General features: G+C 58.9%; 23 protein-coding genes and 1 pseudogene. 16 read left to right on the top strand and 8 right to left on the bottom strand.

Annotation, left to right across the window (positions count from 1 at the left end; all coding sequences use genetic code 11):
* Nucleotides 1-331 precede the first annotated feature (331 nt).
* Both ABH912_RS03835 and ABH912_RS03840 read right to left on the bottom strand, forming a co-directional pair.
* On the bottom strand, nt 332-1135 hold the full coding sequence (locus tag ABH912_RS03835) for a putative hydro-lyase (protein ID WP_429513030.1): 804 nt from the start codon (nt 1133-1135) through the stop codon (nt 332-334).
* Nucleotides 1136-1226: 91 nt separating this feature from the next.
* A complete protein-coding gene (locus ABH912_RS03840) occupies nt 1227-2174 on the bottom strand; it encodes a LysR family transcriptional regulator (protein ID WP_008145748.1) in 948 nt (315 codons plus the stop codon).
* A 266-nt stretch (nt 2175-2440) separates the two neighbouring features.
* Here ABH912_RS03840 and ABH912_RS03845 point away from each other — a divergent pair, with 266 nt between their 5' ends.
* Entirely contained in the window at nt 2441-3703 is a 1263-nt protein-coding gene (locus ABH912_RS03845; protein WP_050482901.1) for an OprD family porin, read from the top strand.
* 136 nt (nt 3704-3839) lie between these two features.
* Complete coding sequence (locus ABH912_RS03850; RefSeq protein ID WP_008145745.1) at nt 3840-4055, top strand: TOBE domain-containing protein; 216 nt, start codon at nt 3840-3842, stop codon at nt 4053-4055.
* A 34-nt stretch (nt 4056-4089) separates the two neighbouring features.
* Here the strand turns inward: ABH912_RS03850 and ABH912_RS03855 are convergent, their stop codons facing one another.
* Nucleotides 4090-4959, bottom strand: a complete 870-nt coding sequence (locus ABH912_RS03855; protein WP_033062119.1) for a LysR substrate-binding domain-containing protein — start codon at nt 4957-4959, stop codon at nt 4090-4092.
* A gap of 252 nt (nt 4960-5211) precedes the next feature.
* On the opposite strand from ABH912_RS03855, the gene ABH912_RS03860 reads away from it, so the two are divergent.
* The 10 genes and pseudogenes from ABH912_RS03860 (at nt 5212) to metC (ending at nt 15656) form a co-directional block, all read left to right on the top strand.
* On the top strand, nt 5212-6054 hold the full coding sequence (locus tag ABH912_RS03860) for a transporter substrate-binding domain-containing protein (protein WP_033062120.1): 843 nt from the start codon (nt 5212-5214) through the stop codon (nt 6052-6054).
* Between the two features lie 71 nt (nt 6055-6125).
* Entirely contained in the window at nt 6126-6968 is an 843-nt protein-coding gene (locus tag ABH912_RS03865; protein WP_033062121.1) for a transporter substrate-binding domain-containing protein, read from the top strand.
* Entirely contained in the window at nt 6965-8389 is a 1425-nt protein-coding gene (locus tag ABH912_RS03870; protein WP_033062122.1) for an FAD-binding oxidoreductase, read from the top strand. The genes ABH912_RS03865 and ABH912_RS03870 overlap by 4 nt, the downstream gene beginning before the upstream one ends.
* Nucleotides 8386-9597 (top strand): aminotransferase class I/II-fold pyridoxal phosphate-dependent enzyme, encoded by a 1212-nt coding sequence (locus ABH912_RS03875; RefSeq protein ID WP_429509665.1) that lies wholly within the window; start codon nt 8386-8388, stop codon nt 9595-9597. Before ABH912_RS03870 ends, ABH912_RS03875 begins: the two co-directional genes overlap by 4 nt.
* A complete protein-coding gene (locus tag ABH912_RS03880; protein WP_429509666.1) occupies nt 9594-10328 on the top strand; it encodes an amino acid ABC transporter permease in 735 nt (244 codons plus the stop codon). Before ABH912_RS03875 ends, ABH912_RS03880 begins: the two co-directional genes overlap by 4 nt.
* Nucleotides 10318-11106 (top strand): amino acid ABC transporter permease, encoded by a 789-nt coding sequence (locus tag ABH912_RS03885; RefSeq protein ID WP_033062126.1) that lies wholly within the window; start codon nt 10318-10320, stop codon nt 11104-11106. Before ABH912_RS03880 ends, ABH912_RS03885 begins: the two co-directional genes overlap by 11 nt.
* A complete protein-coding gene (locus ABH912_RS03890) occupies nt 11093-11929 on the top strand; it encodes an amino acid ABC transporter ATP-binding protein (protein ID WP_429509667.1) in 837 nt (278 codons plus the stop codon). The genes ABH912_RS03885 and ABH912_RS03890 overlap by 14 nt, the downstream gene beginning before the upstream one ends.
* A gap of 17 nt (nt 11930-11946) precedes the next feature.
* A complete protein-coding gene (locus tag ABH912_RS03895) occupies nt 11947-12543 on the top strand; it encodes a cysteine dioxygenase (protein WP_033062128.1) in 597 nt (198 codons plus the stop codon).
* A pseudogene (locus ABH912_RS03900) lies at nt 12540-12812 on the top strand (glutathione S-transferase N-terminal domain-containing protein); the annotation flags it as partial. The gene ABH912_RS03895 and the pseudogene ABH912_RS03900, both read left to right, overlap by 4 nt.
* A 90-nt stretch (nt 12813-12902) precedes the next feature.
* Nucleotides 12903-15656: a cystathionine beta-lyase gene (gene metC, locus ABH912_RS03905; RefSeq protein WP_429509668.1), complete on the top strand. Its 2754-nt coding sequence runs from the start codon at nt 12903-12905 to the stop codon at nt 15654-15656.
* 109 nt (nt 15657-15765) lie between these two features.
* On the opposite strand, the gene ABH912_RS03910 is transcribed toward metC, so the two are convergent.
* The gene (locus tag ABH912_RS03910) at nt 15766-17247 is read right to left on the bottom strand and encodes an amino acid racemase (RefSeq protein WP_429513032.1); all 1482 of its coding nucleotides are present in this window, start codon (nt 17245-17247) and stop codon (nt 15766-15768) included.
* A 10-nt stretch (nt 17248-17257) separates the two neighbouring features.
* The gene (locus tag ABH912_RS03915; RefSeq protein WP_429513034.1) at nt 17258-18547 is read right to left on the bottom strand and encodes a dicarboxylate/amino acid:cation symporter; all 1290 of its coding nucleotides are present in this window, start codon (nt 18545-18547) and stop codon (nt 17258-17260) included.
* A gap of 229 nt (nt 18548-18776) precedes the next feature.
* Between ABH912_RS03915 and ABH912_RS03920 the strand changes: the two genes are divergently transcribed.
* On the top strand, nt 18777-19706 hold the full coding sequence (locus tag ABH912_RS03920; protein WP_056743971.1) for a LysR substrate-binding domain-containing protein: 930 nt from the start codon (nt 18777-18779) through the stop codon (nt 19704-19706).
* Nucleotides 19707-19745: 39 nt separating this feature from the next.
* Here ABH912_RS03920 and ABH912_RS03925 read toward each other — a convergent pair whose 3' ends face one another.
* A complete protein-coding gene (locus tag ABH912_RS03925; protein ID WP_429513035.1) occupies nt 19746-20078 on the bottom strand; it encodes a winged helix-turn-helix transcriptional regulator in 333 nt (110 codons plus the stop codon).
* 180 nt (nt 20079-20258) lie between these two features.
* Here ABH912_RS03925 and ABH912_RS03930 point away from each other — a divergent pair, with 180 nt between their 5' ends.
* Entirely contained in the window at nt 20259-21002 is a 744-nt protein-coding gene (locus tag ABH912_RS03930) for an SDR family NAD(P)-dependent oxidoreductase (protein ID WP_429509669.1), read from the top strand.
* Between the two features lie 73 nt (nt 21003-21075).
* Here ABH912_RS03930 and ABH912_RS03935 read toward each other — a convergent pair whose 3' ends face one another.
* Nucleotides 21076-22275 carry an MFS transporter gene (locus ABH912_RS03935; protein WP_429509670.1) on the bottom strand — a complete coding sequence of 400 codons (1200 nt, stop codon included), beginning with the start codon at nt 22273-22275 and terminating at the stop codon, nt 21076-21078.
* An 86-nt stretch (nt 22276-22361) separates the two neighbouring features.
* The gene (locus ABH912_RS03940; RefSeq protein ID WP_429513036.1) at nt 22362-23384 is read right to left on the bottom strand and encodes an alpha/beta hydrolase; all 1023 of its coding nucleotides are present in this window, start codon (nt 23382-23384) and stop codon (nt 22362-22364) included.
* A 169-nt stretch (nt 23385-23553) separates the two neighbouring features.
* Between ABH912_RS03940 and ABH912_RS03945 the strand changes: the two genes are divergently transcribed.
* Nucleotides 23554-24489, top strand: a complete 936-nt coding sequence (locus ABH912_RS03945) for an AraC family transcriptional regulator (RefSeq protein ID WP_429513038.1) — start codon at nt 23554-23556, stop codon at nt 24487-24489.
* A 200-nt stretch (nt 24490-24689) separates the two neighbouring features.
* Nucleotides 24690-25916: an RtcB family protein gene (locus ABH912_RS03950; protein ID WP_429509671.1), complete on the top strand. Its 1227-nt coding sequence runs from the start codon at nt 24690-24692 to the stop codon at nt 25914-25916.
* Nucleotides 25917-25993: the final 77 nt, after the last annotated feature.

Here is a 25993-nt window from a genome sequence, read left to right on the forward strand (position 1 = left end):
AATGGGACAGGGTCCATGGCACAAAACAAGGGACGAAGGCCAATTGCATCGTTGACTACATTGAGTGGTTTTACAAGGCTTCGACTGCTGCATCAGTTGATAGGCGCCAGAGCTGCGGAGCCATCTCAGCCGCAACGCAAAACCTGTAGCAGCTGGCGAAGCCTGCGTTCGGCTGCGTAGCAGTCGTGAAATCAGGCAGTGCGGTGTTTCAGTTAAACCTCGTACACAGGTTTTACGGCTGCTGCGCAGCCGAACGCAGCCTCGCAAGCTCGACAGCTGCTACGGAGGGTGTCGTTCCTTGACTGATTGGCATTACGGCACACCCACGCCTTTACAACGCGCTGTTGTACAAATCCGTCACCAGCATGCAACCGGGCGCATGGGTGATGCACAGTGGCGGGCGTGAGGCTTGCACCACCGATTGAGGCGTCACACCGCACGCCCAGAACACCGGTATTTCGTCAGCTTCAATGGGGACGGCGTCGCCATAGTCCGGGGTGTCGAGCGCGTGGATGCCGATCAGCGACGGATCACCGATGTGCACGGGAGCGCCGTGGACGTTGGGCATGCGTGCGGTGATTTGAATGGCCTGGATGGCGTCAGCCGCTTTCATCGGCCGCATGCTCACCACCAGCTTGCCACCGAGGCGAGCGGTGGGGCGCGTGTCGATGTCGGTCTGGTACATGGCGACATTGCGCCCCAGATCGATGTGCTTGAGGGGGATGCCGGCATCCAGCAGCGGTTGTTCGAAGGAGAACGAGCAGCCGATGGCGAACGCCACCAGGTCATCCTGCCAAAGGTGTTCGATATCCAGCGGTTCTTCGCTCAGTTCGCCATGGCGATAAACCCTGTATCGGGGCACGTCGTGGCGAACATCAATGGCTGTCCCGAGATTGCGGAAGTACGGATCGCCCGGTTCGGTAATGTCGAGCAACGGGCAGGCTTGACGGTTGAGGGTGCAATACCTGAGGAACTCATTGGCCCAATCACTGTGCAGAATCACGATATTGGCTTGCACCCGGCCTTGGCCCAGGCCGCTGGTGTGACCCTGATAGTGCCCGGCGGCGATGCTTTGGCGCAGGGCGAGAGGAGTGCTGCGTTGCAGTTGTTCGAAGGGTAGCGCGGGCTGACTCATCATGGCATCTCGGCAGGTTCGTTGATCCTTTTTAGAAAACTGCAGTGATGCCGTCCAACAAGGAATGTTGTTGCCCCCAGACAACTAAAAGTTATTCAGGGGGCAGTCGGCTGTCGAGGCCCGGCGCCGCCACCATGAGTAACGGACCGACATCCGCAGCGTATTGGCAGACCACCTGGCGACTCATCTCGACGATGTTCTCGATCAGTTCCAGCCCGACTCCGGCTCGCCAAGAGGCCACGACATCCAGTTGCGGCAAGCGACTGCCGGGATCCAGCTGGATCAGTTCGCCGCTGGCCAGGGGTTTGGCCACCAGTGCCGCCGGCAAGGCGCCGATACCGAAGCCGTCACGAATCAGCCGGGTCATGGCCGACACCGAGTTGACGCAACTGACGCGCGGTGCGCCGATGCCATGGGCGTGCAACAGATTGAGCACATCCTGATGCGGTCGTGAGTGTTTGACGAAGGTGATGATGCGCTCGCCGGCCATCTCGGTGAGCGAGGCGTAAGGACGGGCATAGATCGAGTTGCTGGCGGCGATCCAGTGCATGGGGTAGTGCGCCAGTTCGAGGTTGCGCACGCTTTCGTGGCGGATCAGGTCCGTCTGGAAAACGATGTCCAGATAGCCCTTTTGCAATTGCTCGCAGAGATTGCGCGCGGCGTCGGCAGTGATCTCGATTTCCACGGCAGGGAAGGTCTGCATCAAGGTCGACATCAGCGGGCTGAGCCAAGTGTGAATCACCGTATCCATCACACCGATGCGCACCAATCCCTGCTGCGGGCTGGTGTTGTCCAACGAGTGTTTCAGCGCACGCTGAACCTCGAGCATCTGCTCGGCGTAGTCGAGCACCTTGAGGCCTTCGGGCGTCAGCGACACCCCGCGTGAATCGCGCACGAACAATCGCAGACCCAATTCGTCTTCCAGCGCGGCGATCCGGCTGGAGATCGCGGCCTGAGTGCTGAACATTTTCTCGGCGGTCAGGCTGAAGCTTTGCAGGCGGGCGACCCAGACGAAGGTTTCGAGGAATTTGAGGTTCATGGCGGTTCCCTTGGCGCTTATGGCTCTTGTAATGAAGGGGCGGGTTGCAATTGTTACTCCAGAGTCCGCCATTGCGGGCATCAAATTTTCTTATGCATAACCTCGCCTTTTTCCCGTTTGACGCCGTTCTGCCCCGGCACGAAGAATCCGCCCCACGACGCAGGTCACTGCGTCCGCCCCCCACGACAACGCCTTCACAAAAAAACAATGAGGCGTGTCCGTCATCTTCGCTTGCTGCCGCAGGAACCTCTTCCATGGGAAAAATCATGACTGTCCACGTGCCTTCAAAAGCGGCTCGCACCCGCCCATTCAACGGGTGCGCCCCGGTTGGCACATTGCTCGGCCTGAGTCTGCTCTGTGCACCGGCCGCTCAGGCGGATTTCGTCGCGGACAGTAAAGGCAGCCTGGAAGCGCGCAACTTCTACTTCAATCGCGATTTTCGCCAGGACGGTTCGCGCGACAAGGCCGAGGAATGGGCGCAGGGTTTTCTGTTGCGGATGGAGTCGGGTTACACCGCCGGCACGTTTGGTTTTGGCCTGGATGTTTTGGGCATGGCCGGTTTCAAGCTGGACTCCGGTGGCGGGACGGCGGGGACTAATCTGTTGCCACCGGATTTGTCCGGCGGCTCACAGGATCGCTATGGCGAGTTAGGCGTGACGGGCAAAATGCGCGTGTCCAACAGCACGCTGAAGTTCGGGACGTTGCAGATCAAGGACCCGGTGGTGAATTCCAACGACACCCGCCTGTTGCCGAGCACGTTCAAGGGCGGCCTGGTGAATGTGCAGGAAATCGATCGTTTGAAGCTCACGGCCGGTCAACTCACGCAGATCAACTCTGTCGACTCCACTGACTATCAGGACATGACCGCCAACCGCATCGGCGGCCAAAGCGACAAGTTTCAGTTTGCCGGGGCGGACTATCAGTTCCTGCCGAACCTGACCGCGCAATACCGTTATGGCCAGCTGGAAAACATCTACCAGCAAAATTACCTCGGGCTTGTGCACGTGCTGGACCTGGGCGCCGGCCAGTCGCTCAAGAGCGACGTACGCTATGCGCGCAGTACCGAAGACGGCAATTTTCGTGATATCGACAACCAGGCCTTTGGTGCGTTGTTCACCTACAGCCTGGGGGGGCATGCGCTGGGTTTCGGCTATCAGCGCATGAGCGGCGACGATCCGTTTCCGTATATCGGGCGCAGCGATCCGTACCTGGTCAACTTCGTGCAGATCGGTGACTTCGCCAACATCGACGAACACTCCTGGCAGGCACGCTACGACTACAACTTTGCTGCACTCGGCGTGCCGGGATTGACCTTCATGACCCGCTACATCTCTGGCGACAATGTGCAACGCACTGCGCCGGGCGAAGGCAAGGAATGGGAGCGCAACACCGACATCGCTTACGTGGTGCAGGACGGTTCGTTGAAAGGGCTCGGCCTCAAATGGCGCAACGCGTCAGTGCGCTCGAACTTCGGTAATGACCTGGATGAGAATCGCCTGATCGTCAGCTATACCCTGGCGCTTTGGTAGATGCTTGGCGGACTTTATATTCGATACAGGAATAAGCAAATTGATATTTATTCCTTTTAATATTATTCCGGGGCGTGCATTTTGAAGGCCTGCACATCCGTGCGGATGTATTCGACATCAGACAGGAAGCCTCATCATGACCATCAAAGCGATCAACGTCCGCAACCAGTTCAAGGGTGTCATCAAGGAAATTGTGACCGGCGAAGTGGTCTCCGAAATCGATGTGCAAACCGCCTCCGGCATCGTCACCTCGGTGATCACCACCCGTTCAGTGCGCGATCTTGAATTGAAAGTGGGGAGCGAAGTGATTGCCTTCGTCAAATCCACCGAAGTCTCGATCGCCAAGCTCTGAAATGGCCAGGATTTGAATCGCGGAGCCGCTCACATCAAGAAAAGGACAACCCCTGGCTGGCGCGAATCAAGTCATAGGCCTTGCGGGCAATCAAATTCGCGGTGTTGGGCCTGATCCACAGGTAGTAGGTCACGTCCGGCATTCGCGGCAATCCGTCATTTTCACCCAGCACGCGCATGTCTGGACCGAGCATTTCCATGCTTCGGGGGGTGACACCCAAACCAGCACGCGTCGCTGCCTTGATGCCAATCAGATTCGACGCCAGGTACGCCTGGCGCCAACTGATATTGGCGCGTTCCAGTGCCTCCAGGGCATAGCGCCGGTAGATGCTCGGTTCATCCACGAGGATCAGTGGCAACGGCTCGCCGGGGTTGTGAATGTACTGCGCCGAGCAGATCCACCACACCGGCGAAGTGCGTAAGGCGAAGCCTTCCAGGCTCGGGTCCTGTCGGGTGGAGATCACCATGTCGACCTTGCCCCGGTGCAGATCGTCCATCAGAAACGGGCTGCGCCCGACATCGATCTCCAGACGCAAGCGCGGTGCCGAGCGGGCGATGTGGCTGAGGATCGGCGGCAGGATGGTGTCCGCGATGTCATGGGGCGAACCGATGCGCAACACGCCGCTCAAGCTGCTTTCACGCAGGGAGTTCAACGCCTCGTCGTTGAGCGACAGCATCTGCCGGGCATGACGCAGCAACTGCAAGCCGGGTTCGGTGAGTTGCTTTTGTCGTCCGCGCTTTTCGAACAGGCTCACCCCCACTTGTTGTTCCAGGCGTTGCATGTGTTGGGTGACCGACGATTGCGTGCGGGCCAGTTGCGCGCCGGCCTCGGCAAAACTGTGGTGATCAACCACGGCAATGAAGGTGCGCAGCAATTCGAGATCGAGGGTAGGTGAGGTCGGCATGGCCATTTCCGGGGCTGCTTTTATATCAAGGCTGAAAACATAAACATTACGATTATTTATGTGTTTTTGCTGGTTTTTTCTTTGGCTGATCTTTGGTGCCAGTAAATACGGGCTTTATGGGGATGCGCTCTCGGTGAGAACACGAGAAGTTATAACGATATTAGATATTTGAATTTCCGTTACTTCAACGCGGTACCTAGGATGCCTCCACATCAGGTCGGGGGACGCCGATCAATCATCAGGGGAAGAACCATGTCGCAAAAGTGCTCAGCCGTTAAAAAATTGTTGCCTGTAATGCTGGGCGCCTTGATCTCGCTGGGTGCCAGCACCGGCGTCCGGGCTGATGCAACCCTGGACAAGATCGAGCAACGGCATGTGCTGGTGGTCGGCGTATTGCTGTCCGGCGGCCCGTTTGGCGGGATTGATCCAGCGAGCCAAAAGCCGCGCGGTTTGAATGTCGATCTCGCCCAGGAGCTGGGACGGCAACTGAACGCCGAAGTGCAGTTGGTGCCGGTACTGCCCGCCAACCGCGTGCAGTTCTTGCAGCAGGGCAAAGTCGATTTGCTGATTGCCAACATGGAGTGGACCGCCGAACGCGGCGAGATCCTCGGGTTTGTACCGACGCCGTTCTACCGCGTGGGCGGAACCGCAGCGGTGCTGAAGGACAGCAAGATCACTCGTTGGGAAGACCTGAAAAACCAACCGGTCTGCACCTCCCAGGGCAGCAGTTACATCAAGCCGCTGACCGAGTTGGGCGTCGAGATCAAAGCCTTCAAGAGCTCTTCGGAATCGTTGCTGGCGTTGCGCGGCAACAACTGCGTCGCGGCGGTGCATGACGCCACGCTGATCAATCCGCTGCTCGCCGGCACCGCCGAATGGCAGGGCTATCGCGCGCTTACGCCGGAACTCAACCCCGCGCCGTCGGTGATCTGGACCCGTCCCGGAGAAAGCGATACCCAGGCCAGGCTCGATCCGATCGTCAAGGAACTGCACCGCAGCGGCTGGTTGATTGAGGCCCAGACCCGCAACCACATCACGCCCGCGTCGCCCGCTCTGGTGGAACTGCAGAAACAGTTCCAGGCCAACGGCGCCTGACCCCCGGTTCTCCACCTCATCGTTTTCAACAGACCGTCCTTTTGCCGGGCGGTCGTTCAAGGTAGTCGTGCATGAACCGATATTTTTCCGCTAAAGCCCTGTGCTTCGCCTGGTGCGCTGCTCTGGGTGCGAACCTGGCCCAGGCCGATGCCACACTGGACAAGATCGAGCAACGCCACGCCATCAGCGTCGGGGTGATTCTCAGTGGTCCGCCATTCGGCACCATCGACCCGAAGACCGGCGAACACCTGGGCTACAACGTCGAACTGGCCAAGGGCATCGCCAAGGCTTTGGGCGTCGAAGCGAAGACCGTTTCGGTGCTGGCGCCCAACCGCGTGCAGTTCCTGCAACAGGGCAAGGTCGACATTCTGATCGCCAATATGCAGTTCACCGAAGAGCGCGGCGAGATTCTCGACTACGTGCCCACGCCGTATGAAGAGGTTGGCGGCGCGGCGTTGATTCGCAAAGGCGCTGGCGTGACCCAGTGGGCCGATCTCAAGGGCAAGCCAGTGTGCGTGTCCCAGGGCAGCAACTTCATCAAGCCCTTGCAGGAAACCTACGGCGCCGAGATCAAGGCGTTCCGCAGCCAATCCGAATCGTTGTTGTCGCTGCGCGGCAATGGCTGCGTGGCGGCGGTGCATGTCAGCCCGACCATGCATGCGCTGTTGAGCGATGCCGAGTGGGCTGAGTATGAAATCCCGCTGCCGGGTGATTTGATCCCGTCGAACTCGGTGATCTGGCTACGCAAAGGCGAGCACGATACCCAGGCAAAACTGGATGCGATCGTGCGTGACTGGCATCGCAGCGGCTGGCTGATCGAATTGGGCGAGCGCACCGGCATGACGCCGTCCAAGGCATTGCGTGATCTGCATGAGCAGTACCGCAACGCCGAGCCGCTGGCGGTGCAGCCATGAGTCAGACGTTGTTCGTGGCCTTGCAGCAATTGCTCGGCGCCAGCCATGTGCAGAGCAGCGAAGAGGCCGCGCCCTACCTGACTGACAAACAGGGCCGTTACGTCGGGCAGGTCATCGCCGCCGTGCATCCGGCGAACACCGAGGAAGTCGCGGCCGTGGTTCGCGCTTGCGTCGCCAGCGATACGCCGGTGGTGGTGCAGGGCGGCAACACCGGGCTGATGGGCGGCGCGACCCCGGATGACAGTGGTCGCGCGGTGTTGCTGTTGCTCGATCGGCTGAATCGTGTGCGGACGGTGGACACCGACAACGACACCCTGACCGTCGAAGCGGGCTGCATTCTGCAAACCGTCCAGGACGTTGCCCGTGATGCCGGCCGGTTGTTTCCCCTGAGTCTGGGCGCCGAAGGCAGTTGCACCATCGGTGGCAATCTGGGCACCAATGCTGGTGGCACCGCCGTGTTGCGCTATGGCAACACCCGCGAGCTGACCCTGGGTCTGGAAGTGGTCACCGCCGAGGGTGAAATCTGGAATGGCCTGCGCGGCTTGCGCAAGGACAACACCGGCTACGACTTGCGTGACCTGTATATCGGCAGCGAAGGCACGCTCGGCATCATCACCGCCGCGACCCTGAAACTCTTCCCGCTGCCCAAGGCGCAGGCGACGGCACTCCTGGCCTTCGACTCCCTGGCCCAGGCGGTGCAATTGCTGTCCCATGCCCGCGCCGGTTTCGGTGCCAGCCTCACCGCGTTCGAACTGCTCAGTGCCGACTGCCTCGCGCTGCTGCGTGAGCAGTTTGCGGACGGTCCGCGACCTTTTCTCGGCGCCAGGCAGCCTTGGTTTGCACTGTTGGAACTGTCCGACAACCACAGCGAAGCCCATGCCCGCCAAGCCTTTGAAGAAGTGCTGGGGGAGGCCTTCGAGCGCGAGTTGCTGGCCGATGCGTTGATCGCCGAAAGCCTGGCCCAGAGCGAAGCCCTGTGGCTGTTACGGGAGAACATGAGCGAGGCGCAGAAGCGCGCCGGTCGCAACATGAAGCACGACATTTCAGTGCCGATTTCCCAGGTCGTGGCGTTTGTCGCCCACACCGATGCGTTGTTGCAGGCGAGCTTTCCCGGTGTCCGTCACTTCACTTTCGGCCATTTGGGCGACGGTAACCTGCACTACAACGTTGCTCATCCGCTTGATTCGACGGTCGAGGCGCATATGGCTCACTACGCGGCGCTCAGCTTGCTGGTTCATGACAGCGCCCACGCCCACGGCGGTTCGATCAGCGCCGAGCACGGCATCGGCCAGCGCAAACGGGACATGCTCGGGCGTTACAAAAGTCCGGTGGAACTCGACCTGATGCGCCGCATCAAGCAGGCGCTGGACCCGAAAAACCTGCTCAATCCAGGTAAGGTCGTGGAGGTGGTTCCGTCATGACACTTCGCCTGTCCAAACGCGTTCAGCGCGTCTCGCTGTCGGCCAATGCCGCCGCGAAATCCCAAGCCACGGCGTTGCGTGATGCCGGTCGCGACATCCTCGACCTGACCACCGGCGAGCCGGATTTTGACACCCCGGAACACATCAAACAGGCCGCTTATGCCGCCATCGCCGCCGGTGCCACCAAGTACACTCCGACGCCGGGCGTAAAAGCCTTGCGAGTTGCGGTGCAACGCAAGCTCAAGCAGGAAAACCATTTGGACTATCCGCTGGAATCGATCGTGATTGCCAACGGGGCAAAGCAAATCATCTTCAATGCCTTCGCCGCGACCCTCGACGACGGCGATGAAGTGCTGGTGCCGACGCCGTACTGGCCGTCGTTCCCGGACAGCGTGCGCTTCAATGGTGGCGAGCCGGTGTTCATCGAGTGCGCGCTGGCGCAGGGCTGCAAGCTCACCGCAGAACAGCTGGAGCAACACATCGGCGAGCGGACTCGCTGGCTGATTCTCAACGGTCCCGGTAACCCCAGCGGCGCGGTGTACAGCGCGGCCGAATTGCAAGCCTTGGCCGAGGTGCTGCGTCGCCACTCGCAGGTGCTGATTCTGCTGGATGAACTCTACGAACATATTCGCTTTGACGGTCTGCCAGCGCAGAGCCTGCTCAACGTCGCGCCGGACTTGCAGTCGCGCTGCCTGCTGGTGGGCGGTGTGTCGAAGACGTATGCCATGACTGGCTGGCGCATCGGTTTCGGTGCCGGGCCGCAAGTGCTGACCAATGCCATGGCGGTCGTGCAATCGCAATCAACATCCGGCGCCTCTTCGGTGGGGCAAGCCGCCGCGTTGGCGGCCTTCGAGGGTGGCCTGGATTTCTTGCCGGAACAGGTGGCGGCCTATCAGCAACGCCGGGATTTACTGGTGAGCGCCTTGCGCACAGTGGACGGCCTTGAAGTGCTCGAACCTCAAGGCGGTTTCTTCGTGTTTATTCGCTGTGCCGGATTGCTGGGGCGTTATCGTCCAGACGGCGTATGCCTGAACAGCGACGCCGATGTCGTGGCGTATTTGCTGGAGCAGGGCGTGGCGGGTGTGGCGGGCAGCGCTTATGGCTTGTCGCCGTGGTTTCGCCTGTCCATCGCCACGGCGACCGAGAGCGTTGCCGAAGCCGGACGTCGCATCGCTCACGCCTTCGGGCAATTGCGGGGCGAACCATGAGTCATTGGCTGGAGTTTTTCGTCCACTGGACCGCCGGGTTGGGTCTGAACTACGGTTTTCTGCTGGACGCCTACCAGCGCGGAACCCTGGAGCAGGGCGCGCTGACCACGGTGCTGCTTTGCCTGTTCACCATTGTCGGCAGCTTGCTGGCGGGCGTCGGATTGGCAGCAATGCTGACCTCTGGAAAACCCTGGCTGGCAAAACCGGCACGCCTATTTGTCGAGGTCACCCGCAACACGCCGACCCTGGTGCAACTGTATTGCGCCTTCCTGGTGTTGAACATGCTGCTGACTCAAGCCGTCGGTGCGGCCAACCCGCTGACGCCGTTCGCCTGGGTAGTGATCGTGATTTCGTTGCACAAGGGCGCGTTCCATGCCGAAGCCTTGCGCGCCGGCATCGAGGCGGTGCCGACCGTGACGCTGGAAGCGGCCAGTTCGCTGGCGTTCAGCAGCCGTCAGTTGCTGTGGAATGTACAACTGCCATTGGCCCTGCGCTTTGCCCTTCCGTCGCTGATCAACAACCTGATCGACCTGGTGAAAATGACGGCCGTGGCCTCGGCCATTGCCGTGGGGGACATCACCTACGCGGCGATCATGATCTGGACCCAAAGCGACAACGTGCTGGAGCTGATGATTCTGATCCTGAGCTTTTTCGGCCTGCTGAGTTTTATCGTCAATTGCGTGGGGCGCTACCTTGAAGCGCACCTGAGGATGCCCGGCTATGGCCATTGAAACGACCGTCAGCGCACCGCTGGCCTGGCCTCGGCGGCATGTCGGCAAGTTGATTTTGTTGGTTTGCGCCGTACTGTGGCTGGTGTATGTCGCCCCGGAAAGCCCGGTGTTCAAGGCCTTGCTGCAATGGTCGCCGGCACTGGCCGTGGGCTTTGGCCAGAACATTCTGATCAGCCTCGTCGCCATCGGCCTGGGGTCGTTGCTGGGGCTGTTGGTCGGCGCGTTGGCGCTGTCACCCCTGCGACTGCTGCGTTTGCCGGCACGGATCTGGGTGCAGATTTTTCGCAATGCGCCCTGGCTGGTGCTGATCTATTTCACTACCTACGTGTTCCCGTTCGAGATACGAATCGGCAGTGCTTATGTCTCGTTTCCGGACTGGGTCAAGGTCACCCTCGGCCTGGCGCTGCCGGCGAGTGCCAACGTCGCGGAAATCTTCCGTGGCGCCATTGCCTCGATCCCCAGCACCCAATGGGAAGCCGCACGTTCCCTGGCATTCACTCGTGGGCAGATTTTCCGTTCGATCATCCTGCCGCAGTGCTTCAAACGCATGTTGCCGCCGTGGATGAACCTGTATGCGGTGATCACCATGGGCACTGCGCTGGCGTCCCTGGTGGGTGTGCATGACGTGATCGACACCGCGCAAATCGCCAGCAACACCGTGAACATGACCGGTTTCACCGTGGTGATTTACCTGAGCCTGTTGGTGCTGTTCTTCGCCTATTGCTACCCGATTTCTCGACTCACCCAACGCCTGGAGCGACGTTATGCCTTTTACTGAAACCGTCGCCGAGCCCTTGGTCAGCCTGCGCGACCTGCACCTGTCGTTTGGCAATAACCCGGTGCTCAAAGGCATCGACCTCGACGTGCACCGTGGTCAGGCCGTGTCGATCATCGGCCCGTCCGGCTCCGGCAAATCAACCATCCTGCGTTGCATCACCGGCCTGTTGCAGCCCCAGCGCGGCAGCATCCGTGTCGGCGCGACCGAGGTTCACACCCTGGCCCAGGAAGCGCAGCGCATCGAGTTGCGCAAGCGTGTGGGTTTTGTGTTCCAGCAATACAACCTGTTCCCGCATTTGTCGGTGTTGGAGAACCTGGTGATTGCCCCGCGCAAGGTGCTGGGGCGTAACCGGATCGACGCCGAGAAAGACGCCCGCGCCTTGTTGGCCAAGGTGCGTATGGAACACAAGGCCGATGCCTATCCGGGCCAGCTCTCGGGCGGTCAGCAGCAACGGGTGGCGATTGCCCGCGCCCTGGCGATGCGTCCCGAACTGATTCTGTTTGATGAGGTGACCTCGGCCCTCGATCCGGAAACCGTCGGCGAGGTGCTGACGGTGATTCGCGAGCTGACCGAAGAGGGCATGACCTGCGTGCTGGTCACCCACGAAATGCGTTTTGCCGAAGAAATCAGCGACATCGTCTACTTCACCGAGAACGGCGTGATCGTCGAGCACGGCAGCGCCGCCCAGATCTTTCAGCACCCCACCAGTGAGCGCACCCAGGAGTTTTTGCGTCACGCCCTGGGTGATCCGGGACGCCGGCCGCCCATCGCCAATGATCCGTACCTGTTGACCAACCTGAGCCGCTACAGCCTGTCCGTCTAATACTGAGGAGCCTGTTCATGAGTACTGTTAACCGTGCCGCCGTCATCGAGGATTTCCTGAAGAAAATCCGCGTCATCCATCAACGGGGCGTCGACCGCGCCGCGCTGGTGGAAATCGTGTCCTTGCTTGAAGTCCTGGCCGAGCGCCGTGATCTGTTCAATTTCGACGAGTTCCCCGCGCCGGTACCGGGGCAGGGCAGTACCGCGTTCCGCTACCGTCTCAATGACGACGGCGACACGCCGACGCTGTACCTGAACTCGTTGTTGCCGGGCAAAAGCACGATCCCGCATAACCATGAAACCTGGGCGATCATCAGTGCCATCGAAGGCCAGGAAATCAACTACGTCTACCGTCGTGATGACGAAGGTCGCGAGCCTGGTTTCACCACCTTGCACTTGGAAAAGGAAGTGATCGTGCAACCCGGCACCTCCATCTCGTTTCTCGGCGAAGACCTGCACGGCATTCGTGTCGAAGGCGAGCAGGCAACCCTGCATTTCCACCTGTACGGTTTGCCGCTGGAGTCCCTCAACGGCCGCTACGGCGTGGAAGCCGACGGGCGCATCCTCAATTACAACGCCTCGCAAATGGCGCCGTCGATCAAGGCCTACGCATGATCGATCTGTATTACTGGCCGACTGGCAATGGCTTGAAGGTCGGCATCCTGCTTGAAGAGCTGGCGCTTGAGTACCGCCTGCTGCCAGTCAACATCCGTGCAGGCGAGCAGAAGCAGGCAGCGTTCCAGCGCATCAGCGCCAATGGGCGGATTCCGGCGATTGTCGACCATGCACCCCAGGGCTTAAGCGAGCCGCTGAACCTGTTCGAGTCCGGCGCCATCCTCAATTACCTGGCCGACAAGGCCGGGCTTTTCCTGCCGGCGACCGGCCATTCAGCGTGCGTATGCGAAGGGCCGTGAAATCGCCGCCAACGAGCGCTCTCTGGTACTTCAATAACTCTTTTTCCAAACGGGACTCTTATGAGCCAGACCGTAACTCCAGGGCAACTCCAGCAGTGGCTGCTCGACGGGCAGGAAATCGCCCTGTTTGACGTGCGCGAGCACGGCCAGTATGGCGAAGCGCACCTGTTTTTCGGGGTGAATTTGCCCTATAGCCGTCTGGAGCTGGAGGTCCGGCGTCTCGCGCCGAATCCTCTGGTTCGGCTGGTGATCTATGACCAGGACGGCGGGGATGTCTCGGCGCGTTCCGCTCGGCGTTTGCAGGCGCTCGGGTATGGCCAGGTGCATGTGCTCGATGGCGGTGCCGATGGTTGGCAGGCTGCCGGTTTCCAGCTGTTTGCCGGGGTGCACGTGCCTTCCAAGGCCTTCGGTGAATTGGTCGAAGAGGCCAGCCATACCCCGCATGTCACCGCGCAGCAACTGGCCGAATGGCAAGCCCGGGGCGAGCCGCTGGTGGTGCTCGACGGTCGGCCGTTCGATGAGTACCGCAAGATGACCATACCCGGTTCGGTGTGCTGCCCGAATGGCGAGCTGGGGTATCGCGTCCATGATCTGGTGCCGGACGACAGCACGCCGATCGTGGTCAATTGTGCCGGCAGGACCCGCAGCATTATCGGTGCCCAGACGTTGATCAATCTGGGGTTGAAGAATCCGGTCTACGCATTGGAAAACGGAACCCAGGGTTGGTATCTGGAAGATTTTCAGCTGGAGCATGGCAGCACCCGACGTTACGCCGAGGAGGTGTCCCCTGACACCTTGCCGGGGCAGCGACTCGCGGCTGCGCAACTGGCGGAGCGGGCCGGTGTGAAGACCGTTGAGGCTGCGCAGGTTGAACAATGGGCCGAGGAGGCCGGTCGCAGCCTGTTTTTGTGCGATGTGCGCACCGCCGAGGAGTTTGCCGCGGGCAGTCTGTCGGGTGCGCAACACACACCGGGCGGGCAGTTGATTCAATCCACCGATCTGTATGTCGGTGTGCGTCAGGCGCGGTTGGTGCTGTTCGACAGTGATGGTGTGCGGGCACCGATCGTTGCCAGTTGGTTGCGGCAATTGGGGCATGAGGCCTATGTGCTGGCAGGCGGGGTGAGCAGTGATCTGGTGCTGCCCGCGCTTGAGGTGATCGCTCACGAGGCTGTGCCATTGATCACGGCGCGAGCCTTGGCCGATTCGCTGCAGGATGACGCGGTCGCACTGATTGACCTGCGGCCGAGCATGACTTATCGCAAGGGCCATATCGCCGGCTCACGCTGGTCGATTCGCTCGTTGCTGGCGTCTGAAGTGGCCGGTGAGCAGCGACCTCTTGTGTTGGTCGCCGATGATCCTTTGCTGGCTGCTTTCGCGGCGCAGGAGCTACCGGAAAATCAGCGCCTACAAGTCCGGCTGCTGGACGGCGCGATCGATGCCTGGCGTGCAGAGGGGTTCGCGGTGCAGGAAAATCCGACCGTGCCTTCCGATCAGCAGTGCATCGATTTTCTGTTTTTCACCCATGACCGTCACGCCGGCAACAAGGACGCGGCGCGTCAGTACCTGGCCTGGGAAATCGGTTTGCTGGCGCAGATGAGTGACGACGAAATCGCCAGTCTCAAGCCGCTGCGCGACACAGGGTCCCGTGATGCCCGGGTGCGTACGCGTCTGGTCCATTCGGCGCGCACCGAACAGGGGAATGGCGGCAGGGCAGTCAACGTGCCGGTCACGCGGTTGAGCACAGTGCTGTTCGATAACCTGGCGCAAATGCGCGACGCCCGCGCTCGCCGTGATAGCGAGCGGGTCCTGAGTTATGGCGCCCGAGGCAATCCGACGGCCTTCGCCCTGGAAGATCTGGTGACAGAGCTGGAGGGCGGTTACCGCACGCGCTTGTTCGGCACCGGGCTGGCGGCGATCGCGCAGACCTTCCTGGCCTACCTGCGGCCCGGCGATCACGTCGTGATCAGCGACGCGGTCTACGCCCCCGTGCGACGGCTGGCCCATGAGTTTCTTGAACCGTTCGGCATTCAGGTCAGCTACTTCGCCCCTGATGGCCGCGGCCTGCAAGCGCAACTGCAAGCCAACACCAAAATGGTCTACACCGAAGTGCCGGGTTCCTTACTGTATGAACTCTGCGATTTGCCGGCGATCGCCGCCCTGTGCAAACCGCGAGGCATTCTCCTGGCCGTCGACAACACCTGGGGCTCGGGTTACCTGTACCGACCGCTGACCTTGGGCGCGGACATCTCGATCATGGCGTTGACCAAGTACCTGTGCGGCCACAGCGATGTGGTCATGGGCAGCGTCTGCACCCGACAAGACGTGTGGCAGCCGCTGGCGTCCATGGGCGACACCTTTGGCGCCACCGTCAGCCCCGACGATGCCTACCTGGTGCTGCGCGGTGCACGAACCCTGGCACCGCGACTGGAAGTGCACGAACGTCAGGCGCTGGAAATCGCCCATTGGCTGCAAGCGCAACCGCAAGTGAAACGGGTGTTCCATCCAGCGTTGCCCGAGCATCCTGGTCATGCCCTGTGGCAGCGCGACTTCAATGGCAGCAACGGTTTGCTGTCCTTCGAGCTGCGCGATGCAGATCCGACCTACGTCGAACGCTTTATTGATTCGCTCCAGTTGTTTGGGCTCGGCGCTTCCTGGGGCGGCTACGAAAGCCTGATCACCGTCGCCGATACCACGGATCGCGACAGTGCTGCGGATCGTTCATTGAATCCGGTGTTGCGGTTGCATATCGGGCTTGAGGATGTCGAGGCGTTGATTGAGGATTTGCAGCGCGGGTTTGCGGCTATGGAAAACTAGGGGCCACCGCCAACAGTTGAAAGGGTGCCTGTTCCACAAAAAACGCCGCTCACTGAGCGGCGTTTCTGTTATCGGTGCTGACAGGAGAAAAGTGTCGGCGGCTGTTTTTCTACGGTGTACTGAGCGCTACTCGGGCAAGCTCAATGCACTTCAATGCCAAAATGGTTGTCGGGTCGACCAATGCGACCTCATGATTTTTAATCATGAAGGATTCGCTATGCGCAAGCACCAGAGGTAGCTCCGTACATCCCAGGATGAGCACATCAGCGCCCAATTCACATAAGTGTTCTGCCGCAGTCAGGAGCTGGTCTTTGCAGATGCCCCCTGTGAAACCCGCCTTGATGCCGTGCGCTCCGTAAATGGCCTCCATAACCAGCGCTTGGTAATCCACACCGGGGGTAATTATTTGAAGCCCTGCTTGCCGAGCTGCCTGGTGATAAACCTGACTTTTGATGGTGCCTGAGGTCGCTAGCAGCCCGGCGGTTTTGCCGGCACCGTACCGCTGCACGATAGCCTCTACCGTCTCGGTCAGCATATTCACAATAGGCACACGCAGGTGCGCCTGGATGCGTTCGACGAAGGCGTGAGCTGTGTTGCACGGAATCGCAATGGCATTGGCGCCGGCGCTTTCCAGTCGCTTGCACGTTGCGTACATCGCCATCGTCGGATCAGTTTCGTTGTACAGCAGGTTGGCTGTGCGATCAGGGATCTGGGGGTTCTGTTCCACCACCATTTTGATGTGTTCCTGATCGCGACCTGCCGGTGTGTGCGCCACAACCTTACCCATGAAGTCGACCGTTGCCGCTGGCCCAACTCCACCGACAATCCCAAGCTTGAAAGGCGGACGAGTCGACTGGCCTTTCTCCAAGGTGGCGAAAGCGGCATAAATCTCGTTGATATCCAGGACAGTCAAGCCACGCCGTTGAAGATCACCGCAGACCAACGAAAGCTCCGTCATGCCAGGCAGGATGATTGTGGCCCCCTGATCCTGAAGCGACAGACAGGCCTGATAAACACATTCGAGTGGTACCCCGTCAAGGAATCCATCTTTGATGCCGTTAACCCCGTACATGGCGTCCATCAAGCCAGATTGCTCGCTTTCGTCAGGATAAACGAGCTTGAAATCTGTGCCGAAATAGCGCTCAAACAACCCGGAATACCTGACATAGTCGGACGCGATGATGCCCAGTGTCGTACCAGGGGCAGCGACATGATCCACGTGCTTGCGTAACGCCGCCATCATATCCAGAACGGGTATCCCGATTTCCTCCTGGATCTCCTCCCGAAAGGTGTGGCTGGCAAAACAAGGCAACAAGACTGCATTGACTTCGCTCGCCTCGAACGTCTGGCAAACCTGAAATACGTAAAACTTTCTGGAGGTCATGTTGGCACCCTGATCAAGCGGCATCAGCACGTCCTTGAACGGGTGTTGTTCAAACAGAAAGTGATAGCGACCTTGATCCTCCAAAACAGCTCTGGACTTCACCAGTTTGTAGAAAAGATCGCCGCCGGCCAGTGAGCCAAGCCCGCCGACGATACCCAGTTTGCGAGCAAACGATGACCCGCTGGACGGCTTCGATTTACCTTTCATTTTCAGTTTCTCAGGCGGTGGCTGCAGTATGAATTGGGAGGGGAGATTCAGTGCCGGGCGCGTCTTCAGCTTCTTCATGCGGTTCTGATTTGGCAACCACAGCCGTCGCTATGCTGTTGCCAACCACGTTGGTGGCAGTCCTGGCCATATCAAGGAATTGGTCAATGCCAAGGATCAGCAAAATGCCGGCTTCGGGAAGATTGAACATGGGTAACGTAGCCGCCACCACGACCACCGATGCTCGGGCTACACCCGCCATTCCCTTGCTGGTGATCATCAGCGTCAGCAAGATGAGCAGTTGCTGTGTGAAGCTCAAGTCGACGTTGTAGGCCTGAGCAATGAACATGATGGCGAACGCTTGATACATCATCGAACCATCAAGATTGAATGAGTACCCCAACGGAAGGACGAAGCTGGATACGCGCTTGGGCGCACCAAATTTCTCCAGTGCCTCCATGGTTTTCGGGTAAGCGGATTCGCTGCTGGCAGTGGAAAATGCGAGGAGGATGGGTTCGCGAATGAGCTTGCCCAAAGTAAACACTGAGCGACCCAGGAACAGGTAGCCGGCAGCGAACAACACACACCACAGAATCACAATGCCCAAGTAGAACTCGGCAATCAGTTTTCCGTAATCGACTATCAAGCCGAGACCTTGCGTGGTGATAGCCGATGCGATGGCTGCGAACACTCCAATGGGTGCGAAGGCCATGACGTAGTCAGTGACCTTGAACATCACCTTGGCCAGCTCTTCGATGCTATCGACAATCCTTGTGTAACCCGCTCGCTTCACACCCGCCAAGGCGAACCCGAAGAACAACGAGAACACCACGATTTGCAGGATTTCGTTGTTGGCCATTGCTTCAGCAATGCTGCGGGGAAACACGTGACTGATAAAAACCTTGAGGCTGAAATCCCCGGTGTTGACCACCACGGGACTTGCCGCATGCTGGACAACCTCCATGTTCAGTCCGGCACCCGGTTGGAACAGGTTGACCAGGCCCATGCCGATGGCCAGCGAGATCACCGAAGCGGTGACGAACCAGGCCATGGCTCTCAGGCCAATCCGGCCAACGGAGCGGGAGTTACCCATACTCGCGATGCCGCCGACCAAGGTCGCGAATACCAGAGGCGCGATGATCATCTTGATCATGCGTAAAAAGATGTCGGTGACCATCGAGAAGTAAGAGGCGATCTCTTTGGCGCTTTGTTCGCTCCCTGCGAAATGGTGACACGCCCAACCGACAAGCACGCCTAAGGCGATGCTGATTGCGATCCGACGTGGAAGTTTATTTTTCTTCACGGAGCTTTCCTCAAGTGGTTTTTTTGCTTTTGTTACTTGGCAGGAGACAAGTGTCATTGGGTCGAAGCTCTCTGGCGTCGATTCAACGTTTACGATTCTAGGGTCGGGTTTGACACGTCGTGATGAGTAATCCCGATAGCCTCATGCGCTTTTGGAATAGTTTTGGAAACTGCTGCTTTGTCCTGACTGAGGCGCAGTACACTGCGCATTCGGGGCATGAGGTGCCGTTATGCAAATCAAATGGTTAGATGATCTTTTAGCGATTTCCGAGTGGAAAAACTTTTCTCGTGCTGCGGAAGTACGGTGCGTGACCCAGTCAGCACTGTCGCGTCGCATACGGTCACTTGAGGAATGGGTCGGGGCAGAGTTGGTGGATCGCGGAACGTATCCCGTTCAGCTCACGCCAGCGGGGCGAAGTTTTTGTGAAGAGGGCCGCGAGGCATTGGCGGGGTTATTGAGACTGCGTTCAGCCCTGCGGGAGGTTGAGCGAATGCCCGGGCGATCCATCCAGGTCACTGCTGGCCACAGCCTTTCAATGACGTTTCTACCGAAATGGCTAACCCAATTTCAGCAGCACAATGAGCAGTTCAACGCCCGAGTCGTTGCAGCGAACATTCATGACGCCGTTATAGCCTTGGAGGAGGGGAGTTGCGATCTGATGATCGTCTACCACCATCCCCTGGCACCCATTCTGCTCGACCCGGAAAAATTCGGTTGCCTGACGTTGGGACATGACGCCTTTATTCCGTTATGTGCCCCTGACAACAACGGGCAACCGCTGTATCGCTTGCCCGGTACCTCAGCCAAAGCTGTGCCTCACCTCGCCTATACGGCCACCACTTTTTTAGGCCGCGTAGCAGACATAGTCATCAAAAATGGCCCAAGTGTGAGTGTGCTGGAGCGGTGCTATGAGGCCGACATGGCGATGCTTTTGATGCGAATGGCGATAGAGGGGTATGGCGTGGCATGGTTGCCACAAAGCGCTGTCATTGACGAGCTTCAGCGAGGTCAGTTGGTAAAAGCGGGTGGTGATGAATGGAGTACACGACTGGAGATACGCTCCTACTGCTCCATCACCAATGAGAACCCTACGATGCGCAGCCTATGGAAAACTCTCGAAGGAGCTTCCCGCGATCTCCATGGAAAAATAGCCAACTGATCGAAGCTTCGAGACTCGAAAAGTATCCCTATTTACTGCTTAAGTGCTTTTTGGCTTGCGTCCGCGCGAGCCTGGCTTCACCGGCACACTCTTCCCATATTCGCGCCACCATAACGCGAGTGCTTCCATCGTCGGCCCGAGCGCACGGGCCTTTGCCGTCATCTCATACTCGACGCGCGGGGGCACTTCGGCGAAGACAGTTCGCACTACCAGGCCATCGTTTTCGAGCTCACGAAGTTGCGCTGTCAGCATGTGCTGGGTGATGCCGTTGATCGCCTTGCGCAGTTCTCCGAAACGATAGATTCGCTGGTTCAATAACCACATGATTTCCAGCTTCCACTTGCCTGAAAGCAGCGCAAATGCACGGCGCATTTCCTCGTGCATGTTGATCTGATCGTCACCAATAGTCTGGTTTTCCATACTAAGCACCACTTTTTCATCCTACTTGTGGCTTTTCATATTAGGCGACATCTTTGACCTGAGTCGACTCATTCACCTTACGGCCAAGTAACCACGGCATATCAAGTAAACCCTGACTGATTGGAGATCAACATGTCCCGACTCAATGAAAAAGTTGCCATTATCACTGGCGCCGGCCGCGGCATCGGCCGAGCCACAGCGAAGCTTTTCGCGGAGGAAGGTGCGAAGGTAGCGGTCGTTTCACGCACGGCTGAAAATGTCGCTGCAGTTGTCGCCGAGATCCAGACTACGGGCGGGATCGCCCTCGGAGTAGTCTGTGATATCGCCGACCCGGATCAAATCAAAGCTGCCGTAGAAAAGGTGGTGGCTGCGTATGGCCGGATCGATATTCTTGTGAACAATGCCTTCGACCCCTCGGTGGTTCTTTCATCGGTTCTGGATCTGTCGGCCGAGCAATTGCAACGCAATCTGGAAATGGGGCCTATTGCCTATCTGCGCACGATGCAAGCCTGTTACCCCCACCTCAAAGCCAGCGGGGAGGGCAGGGTCATTAACTTCGCCTCGCTGGCCGGTGTCATTGGCCTGCAGGGATACGCCCCCTACAACATGGCAAAGGAGGCGGTGCGTGCCTTGACTCGCTCGGCGGCAAGGGAGTGGGGGGCTGACAAGATTACTGTCAACAATGTCATGCCGGTCGCAGACACTTGGGGTACTGCGGCAGAGGTGCCTGCGCCCACTAACGTACTTGGCCGTTATGGATCACCCGAAGAGGACATTGCGCCGGTCGTGCTATTCCTCGCCAGCAAGGATGCACAATTCCTGACGGGATACAGCCTGACGCCGGACGGTGGCCAAATCATCGACAGCGCACGCTGACCGTAACGTCCAACGTTCGAACGTGTGCACAATCTAAACCACAAGGCATGCCTTGGCGTGTCTTGTGGTTATTTCAAGCGATGTTCGCCGATGCAACAGGCTCCTGTGATGCTGCGCGTGCAGCCAGGAAGGCAAGAACGGCCGCCACGCCCAGCAAAGTCGCGCTCAACTCGAAAGTCGCTCGATAACCGCTTACGTCAAAGACCAGTCCGCCAATGGTTGCGCCAGACGCAATGGCCAGTTGGATGATCGCCACCATTAAGCCGCCTCCCGCTTCAGCAGCGTCTGGTAACGTTCTTGCCAACCATGTCCACCATCCCACGGGCGCAGCAGTCGCAACCAGGCCCCAGAGGCCAAGCAAGACAGTCGTGGTGGCCACCGAGCTACCGAATGAAACAAGCGCCAGTGCAATCACCGCCATCAAGATCGGGATGACGACGAGGGTTCGATTCAGGCCATTTTTCAAGAACGCTTCAATCAAGAAGGTTCCCGCGAGGCCCGCCAGACCCAGGACAAGCAACATCAGCGACAGCATGGAAACACTGACGTGCGTGACCGTTTCAAGGAACGGGCGCAAATAGGTAAACAGCATGAACTGGCCCATGAAGAAGACACTGACCGCCACCATGCCTAACGCGACCGGTAGGCTCTTCATCAACCTGAAGACATTCCCAGTGCCTGAACCGCTTTGCGACTTCATCGCCGGAAGGCTGAACAAAAGCCAGACAGAGGCGACTACCGCGACCGGAATGACGCACAAGAATGCACCGCGCCAGCCGATCAAAGCGCCGAGAAAACTGCCCAAAGGCGCTGCAATCACTGTCGCCAAAGCGTTGCCGCCGTTGACGATTGCCATGGCGCGAGTGATTTGGTCATCAGGCACCAAGCGCATGGCGGTTGCCGCCGACAATGACCAGAACCCACCTATCGCAACACCGATCAGCGCGCGGCCGATCATGAATACCCAGTAGTTCGGCGCGAACGCGACCACTGTTCCGGAAAGGATCATCAACAGTGTCAGTGAAAGGAGCAGCGGCTTACGCGCAACCCGCGTCGCCACCGATGCGATCAGAAGACTGGTGAACAAGGCAAACAGCCCCGAGACGGAGATTCCCTGGCCGGCTTGCCCCTCGGTGATATGCAGATCTGCGGCAATCGGTGTCAGCAGGCTGACGGGCATGAACTCCGACGCCACGAGCACGAAGGCGGCGAGCGACATGGCGAATACGGCACCCCATGATTTATGGGGCACTGGGAGCAGGTGATCAGTCATTGTTTGAATCCTGTATTGCGCGAAGCGTCGCAGCCCCGGCAACGAGGCTACGAGAGAACCGGTGCCCGGCCAGGGCACCGATCAGGCTACTTCAGGTTGCTTTTGAAGAACGTGGTCAACCTGGCGAATGGAATGAGGTTGACCCGGTCGTAAAGATCCACGTGTCCGGCATCTGGAATGATGAGCAGCTCTTTAGGCTCGGCGGCTCGCTTGTAGGCATCCTCACTGAACTCGCGTGAGTGTGCGTGGGCACCGGAAATAAACAGCAGCGGGCGCGGGGAAATGCTCTCGATGTCATTGAACGGATAGAAGTTCATGAACTTCACGTTGCTGGTCAGCGTTGGCATGGTGGTTGTTTGCGCCGACGCGCCGGCCGGAGTGACTTCCCCTCGCGGCGTGCGGTAGAAGTCGTAGAACTCGTCGCCCACGGCGTTGCCGGTCAGTTTGAGTGGTGAGCCGCTGGTATAGCGGATCTGCCCCCCTTGGAACTCCACATCGCGCTGTTGCGCCGCTTCGCGAATGATCTGCTGGCGTTGTTCAGCCGTTACGCCGTGCTTGAGGCCATTACGATTGGCCGCGCCCATGTCGTACATGCTGACGGTGGCGATGGCCTTCAGACGCGGATCGATCTTCGCCGCACTGATAGCGAAGCTGCCACTGCCGCAGATGCCGAGGACGCCGATTCGCTCACGGTCGACAATCGGTCGAGTGCCGAGAAAATCGACAGCAGCACTGAAGTCTTCCGCGTAGATATCTGGCGAGACTGCATGGCGAGGTGTGCCCTCGCTTTCGCCCCAGAAGGACAAGTCCAGCGACAATGTGACAAATCCTTGTTCGGCCATTTTGGTGGCATACAAGTTTGCGCTCTGCTCCTTCACCGCCCCCATGGGATGGCCGACGATGATGGCAGCGTTCCTGGATTCGGGATCGAGGTCTTTCGGGGTGAACAGGTTACCCGCCACCTTCATACCGTATTGATTCTTGAAAGTGACCTTTTCTACGGTCACCTTGTCGCCTTTGTAGAAGTTGTCCGCACCGTATGACATATCGGCTCCCATTGAAGAAAACGAGGTAACGAGAAGCCCCAGGGCAAGCAAAATTCCTTTCACTGGATATTCCTTCCGATTGAATAGTTGTCGGATGAACATTCTCCGGTGCTGCCCAAACTCCCTGTAGTGCATTGCGCTGGATTACTTGCCTGATTCTATGAGTCTCTGTTTTTTTGCAGGACGGTCGTGTGCTGGCGAGATACAGTTCAGCGAGAGGTACGAGATGAACATGACGACCCAATACGCAACCGCCACATCGCCCCAGGAAGCGCTCGCCCAAGTCATTGGCACGCAGGTTTCCAGACCAGGGGATTTCGGAACGCCCATTGCGGGCCTCGGCTTCTTCAGGCGCGAACATCCATCGCCGCCCGTCGTCTGCATGGTCGAGCCAAGCATCATCATTGTCGCCCGGGGGGAGAAGCAGCTCTGGGTGGGGGGCGAGGGTTACCCGTATGACACGTCGCGTTTTCTGATCACCTCATTGGACTTGCCGGCCAATTCAGAAGTGCTGGCAGCAAGCCCGGAACAGCCATGCCTGGGGCTGACGTTGAAACTCGATCTGCGCATGCTGGCAGAGCTGATAGCGCAAAGCGATCTGCCGCCAACCCGTGATCGTTCAGTTGCGAAGGGGGTCGGAATTGGTTCAGTGACCCCTGCAATGCTGGCGTCATTCGGGCGCTTATTGGCACTGCTCGATGAGCCGGAGTCCATCCCCGTTCTCGCCCCCTTGATCCAGCGCGAGATTCACTACCGTCTATTGCAGAGTGATCAGGCGAGCCGGCTTCGACAAATAACGTCTGTCGATGGCCAAGGTTATCGGATCGCCAAAGCCATCGATTGGTTGAAGTTGAATTACACCTCGGCGCTTCGCATCGAGGAGCTTGCGGCCCGAGTGCAGATGAGCACTCCGACCTTTCACCACCACTTCCGCCAACTCACCACAATGAGCCCGTTGCAATACCAGAAATGGCTGCGACTGAACGAGGCAAGGCGTTTGATGCTCAATGAACATCAGGACGTATCCAGTGCGGCTTACAAGGTTGGATATGAAAGTCCGTCCCAGTTCAGCCGCGAATACAGCCGTCTGTATGGCGTACCCCCCAAGCGGGATATTGCGGTGTTGCGTGGCAACGCCAATGGCACTGCAACGCGAAAGCAGTCGTGAGAAATCAATGGGGGCGCAGTGACAGATTCAAATTCATGAAATGCACTATCGCGGTGATTGAGCGCTTCCTGCCGATGACAATCGACTGCCAGGAGGCGGGAACACGGTGAGTGAATAAATTTGTCCCCTTTTCTCCGCGAAGTAGGAAAATCAAAGCGACGCCACGTCGAACAGTCGACCAACCGAAAAGAATCGAAGTCATGCAAGCACCTACCTACCAACTGCTGGAAGTCGCCAACGGTAAACAGATCAAGCTCTGGACCGAAGGCGTCCCGGTAGAAAACGAAGCCAGGCAGCAATTGATGAACACCGCCAAGATGCCGTTCATCTTCAAGCATCTGGCCGTGATGCCCGACGTACACCTGGGCAAGGGTTCGACCATCGGCAGCGTGATTCCCACGGTTGGCGCGATCATTCCGGCCGCTGTCGGAGTAGATATTGGTTGCGGGATGATCGCCGCGTGCACGTCGCTGACCGCCAGCGATTTGCCGGACAACCTGCATGGCTTGCGTTGCGCAATCGAGAAAGCGGTGCCCCATGGCCGCACCGTGGGGCGCGGCGCTCGGGACAAGGGCGCCTGGGACAGCGTTCCGCATCAGGCGGACCGAGCCTGGGCGGCACTGGACTCGCGGTTCAAGGCGATCACCGGCAAGTACCCGAAACTCGCCAACACCAATAACCGTAGGCACTTGGGCACGTTGGGCAGCGGGAACCACTTCATCGAGGTGTGCCTGGATGAAACCAACCGGGTCTGGTTCATGCTGCACAGCGGTTCCCGTGGCGTCGGCAATGCGATTGGCAACCTGTTCATTCAAATGGCTCAGGTGGACATGCGTCAGCACCTCGCCAATCTGCCGGACCGTGACCTGGCTTACTTTAAAGAGGGCAGCCGGCATTTCGATGACTACGTCGAAGCGGTCGGCTGGGCTCAGGACTTCGCCAGGCAGAACCGTGCATTGATGATGCAAGCGGTGATTCAGGCAACACGAAAAGTGATCAACAAGCCTTTTGAGGTGGCGCTGGAAGCGGTGAACTGCCACCACAACTACGTGCAGAAAGAACAGCATTTTGGTCAGGAAATTCTGGTCACCCGCAAAGGCGCGGTATCGGCCAAGAAGGGCGAGTTGGGGATTATTCCTGGATCGATGGGCGCCAAAAGCTTCATCGTCCGCGGGCTGGGTAACGAGGATTCCTTCTGCTCCTGCAGCCACGGCGCCGGCCGCACCATGAGTCGCACCAAAGCGAAAAGCCTGTTCACCGTCGAAGACCAGATCCGTGCCACCGCCCACGTGGAGTGCCGCAAGGACGCTGCCGTCATCGATGAAATTCCGATGGCCTACAAGGACATCGACCACGTCATGCACGCCCAACGCGAGTTAGTGGAAGTGCTGCACACCTTGCGTCAGGTGGTGTGCGTAAAAGGATAGGGAAAATGGGCACGCGTTCATCGCCGCAGCAGTGGAGCGTACCCTGCCCGAACTGCCGCGCACTCAGGAAGACACTA

The sequence above is a fragment of the Pseudomonas sp. BT76 TE3572 genome, from assembly GCF_050435365.1.
GTDB lineage: Bacteria > Pseudomonadota > Gammaproteobacteria > Pseudomonadales > Pseudomonadaceae > Aquipseudomonas > Aquipseudomonas fluorescens_W.

Bases quoted from the DNA above. Each gene is read 5' to 3' on its own strand.
- ABH912_RS03840 (WP_008145748.1), bottom strand. From the start codon at position 2,174: ATGAACCTCAAATTCCTCGAAACCTTCGTCTGGGTCGCCCGCCTGCAA.
- ABH912_RS03950 (WP_429509671.1), top strand. From the start codon at position 24,690: ATGCAAGCACCTACCTACCAACTGCTGGAAGTCGCCAACGGTAAACAG.
- ABH912_RS03895 (WP_033062128.1), top strand. From the start codon at position 11,947: ATGAGTACTGTTAACCGTGCCGCCGTCATCGAGGATTTCCTGAAGAAA.
- ABH912_RS03880 (WP_429509666.1), top strand. From the start codon at position 9,594: ATGAGTCATTGGCTGGAGTTTTTCGTCCACTGGACCGCCGGGTTGGGT.
- ABH912_RS03910 (WP_429513032.1), bottom strand. From the start codon at position 17,247: ATGAAAGGTAAATCGAAGCCGTCCAGCGGGTCATCGTTTGCTCGCAAA.
- ABH912_RS03930 (WP_429509669.1), top strand. From the start codon at position 20,259: ATGTCCCGACTCAATGAAAAAGTTGCCATTATCACTGGCGCCGGCCGC.
- ABH912_RS03835 (WP_429513030.1), bottom strand. From the start codon at position 1,135: ATGAGTCAGCCCGCGCTACCCTTCGAACAACTGCAACGCAGCACTCCT.
- ABH912_RS03920 (WP_056743971.1), top strand. From the start codon at position 18,777: ATGCAAATCAAATGGTTAGATGATCTTTTAGCGATTTCCGAGTGGAAA.
- ABH912_RS03845 (WP_050482901.1), top strand. From the start codon at position 2,441: ATGACTGTCCACGTGCCTTCAAAAGCGGCTCGCACCCGCCCATTCAAC.
- ABH912_RS03890 (WP_429509667.1), top strand. From the start codon at position 11,093: ATGCCTTTTACTGAAACCGTCGCCGAGCCCTTGGTCAGCCTGCGCGAC.
- ABH912_RS03875 (WP_429509665.1), top strand. From the start codon at position 8,386: ATGACACTTCGCCTGTCCAAACGCGTTCAGCGCGTCTCGCTGTCGGCC.
- ABH912_RS03870 (WP_033062122.1), top strand. From the start codon at position 6,965: ATGAGTCAGACGTTGTTCGTGGCCTTGCAGCAATTGCTCGGCGCCAGC.
- ABH912_RS03855 (WP_033062119.1), bottom strand. From the start codon at position 4,959: ATGCCGACCTCACCTACCCTCGATCTCGAATTGCTGCGCACCTTCATT.
- ABH912_RS03945 (WP_429513038.1), top strand. From the start codon at position 23,554: ATGACGACCCAATACGCAACCGCCACATCGCCCCAGGAAGCGCTCGCC.
- metC (WP_429509668.1), top strand. From the start codon at position 12,903: ATGAGCCAGACCGTAACTCCAGGGCAACTCCAGCAGTGGCTGCTCGAC.
- ABH912_RS03885 (WP_033062126.1), top strand. From the start codon at position 10,318: ATGGCCATTGAAACGACCGTCAGCGCACCGCTGGCCTGGCCTCGGCGG.
- ABH912_RS03865 (WP_033062121.1), top strand. From the start codon at position 6,126: ATGAACCGATATTTTTCCGCTAAAGCCCTGTGCTTCGCCTGGTGCGCT.
- ABH912_RS03850 (WP_008145745.1), top strand. From the start codon at position 3,840: ATGACCATCAAAGCGATCAACGTCCGCAACCAGTTCAAGGGTGTCATC.
- ABH912_RS03860 (WP_033062120.1), top strand. From the start codon at position 5,212: ATGTCGCAAAAGTGCTCAGCCGTTAAAAAATTGTTGCCTGTAATGCTG.
- ABH912_RS03925 (WP_429513035.1), bottom strand. From the start codon at position 20,078: ATGCGCCGTGCATTTGCGCTGCTTTCAGGCAAGTGGAAGCTGGAAATC.
- ABH912_RS03935 (WP_429509670.1), bottom strand. From the start codon at position 22,275: ATGACTGATCACCTGCTCCCAGTGCCCCATAAATCATGGGGTGCCGTA.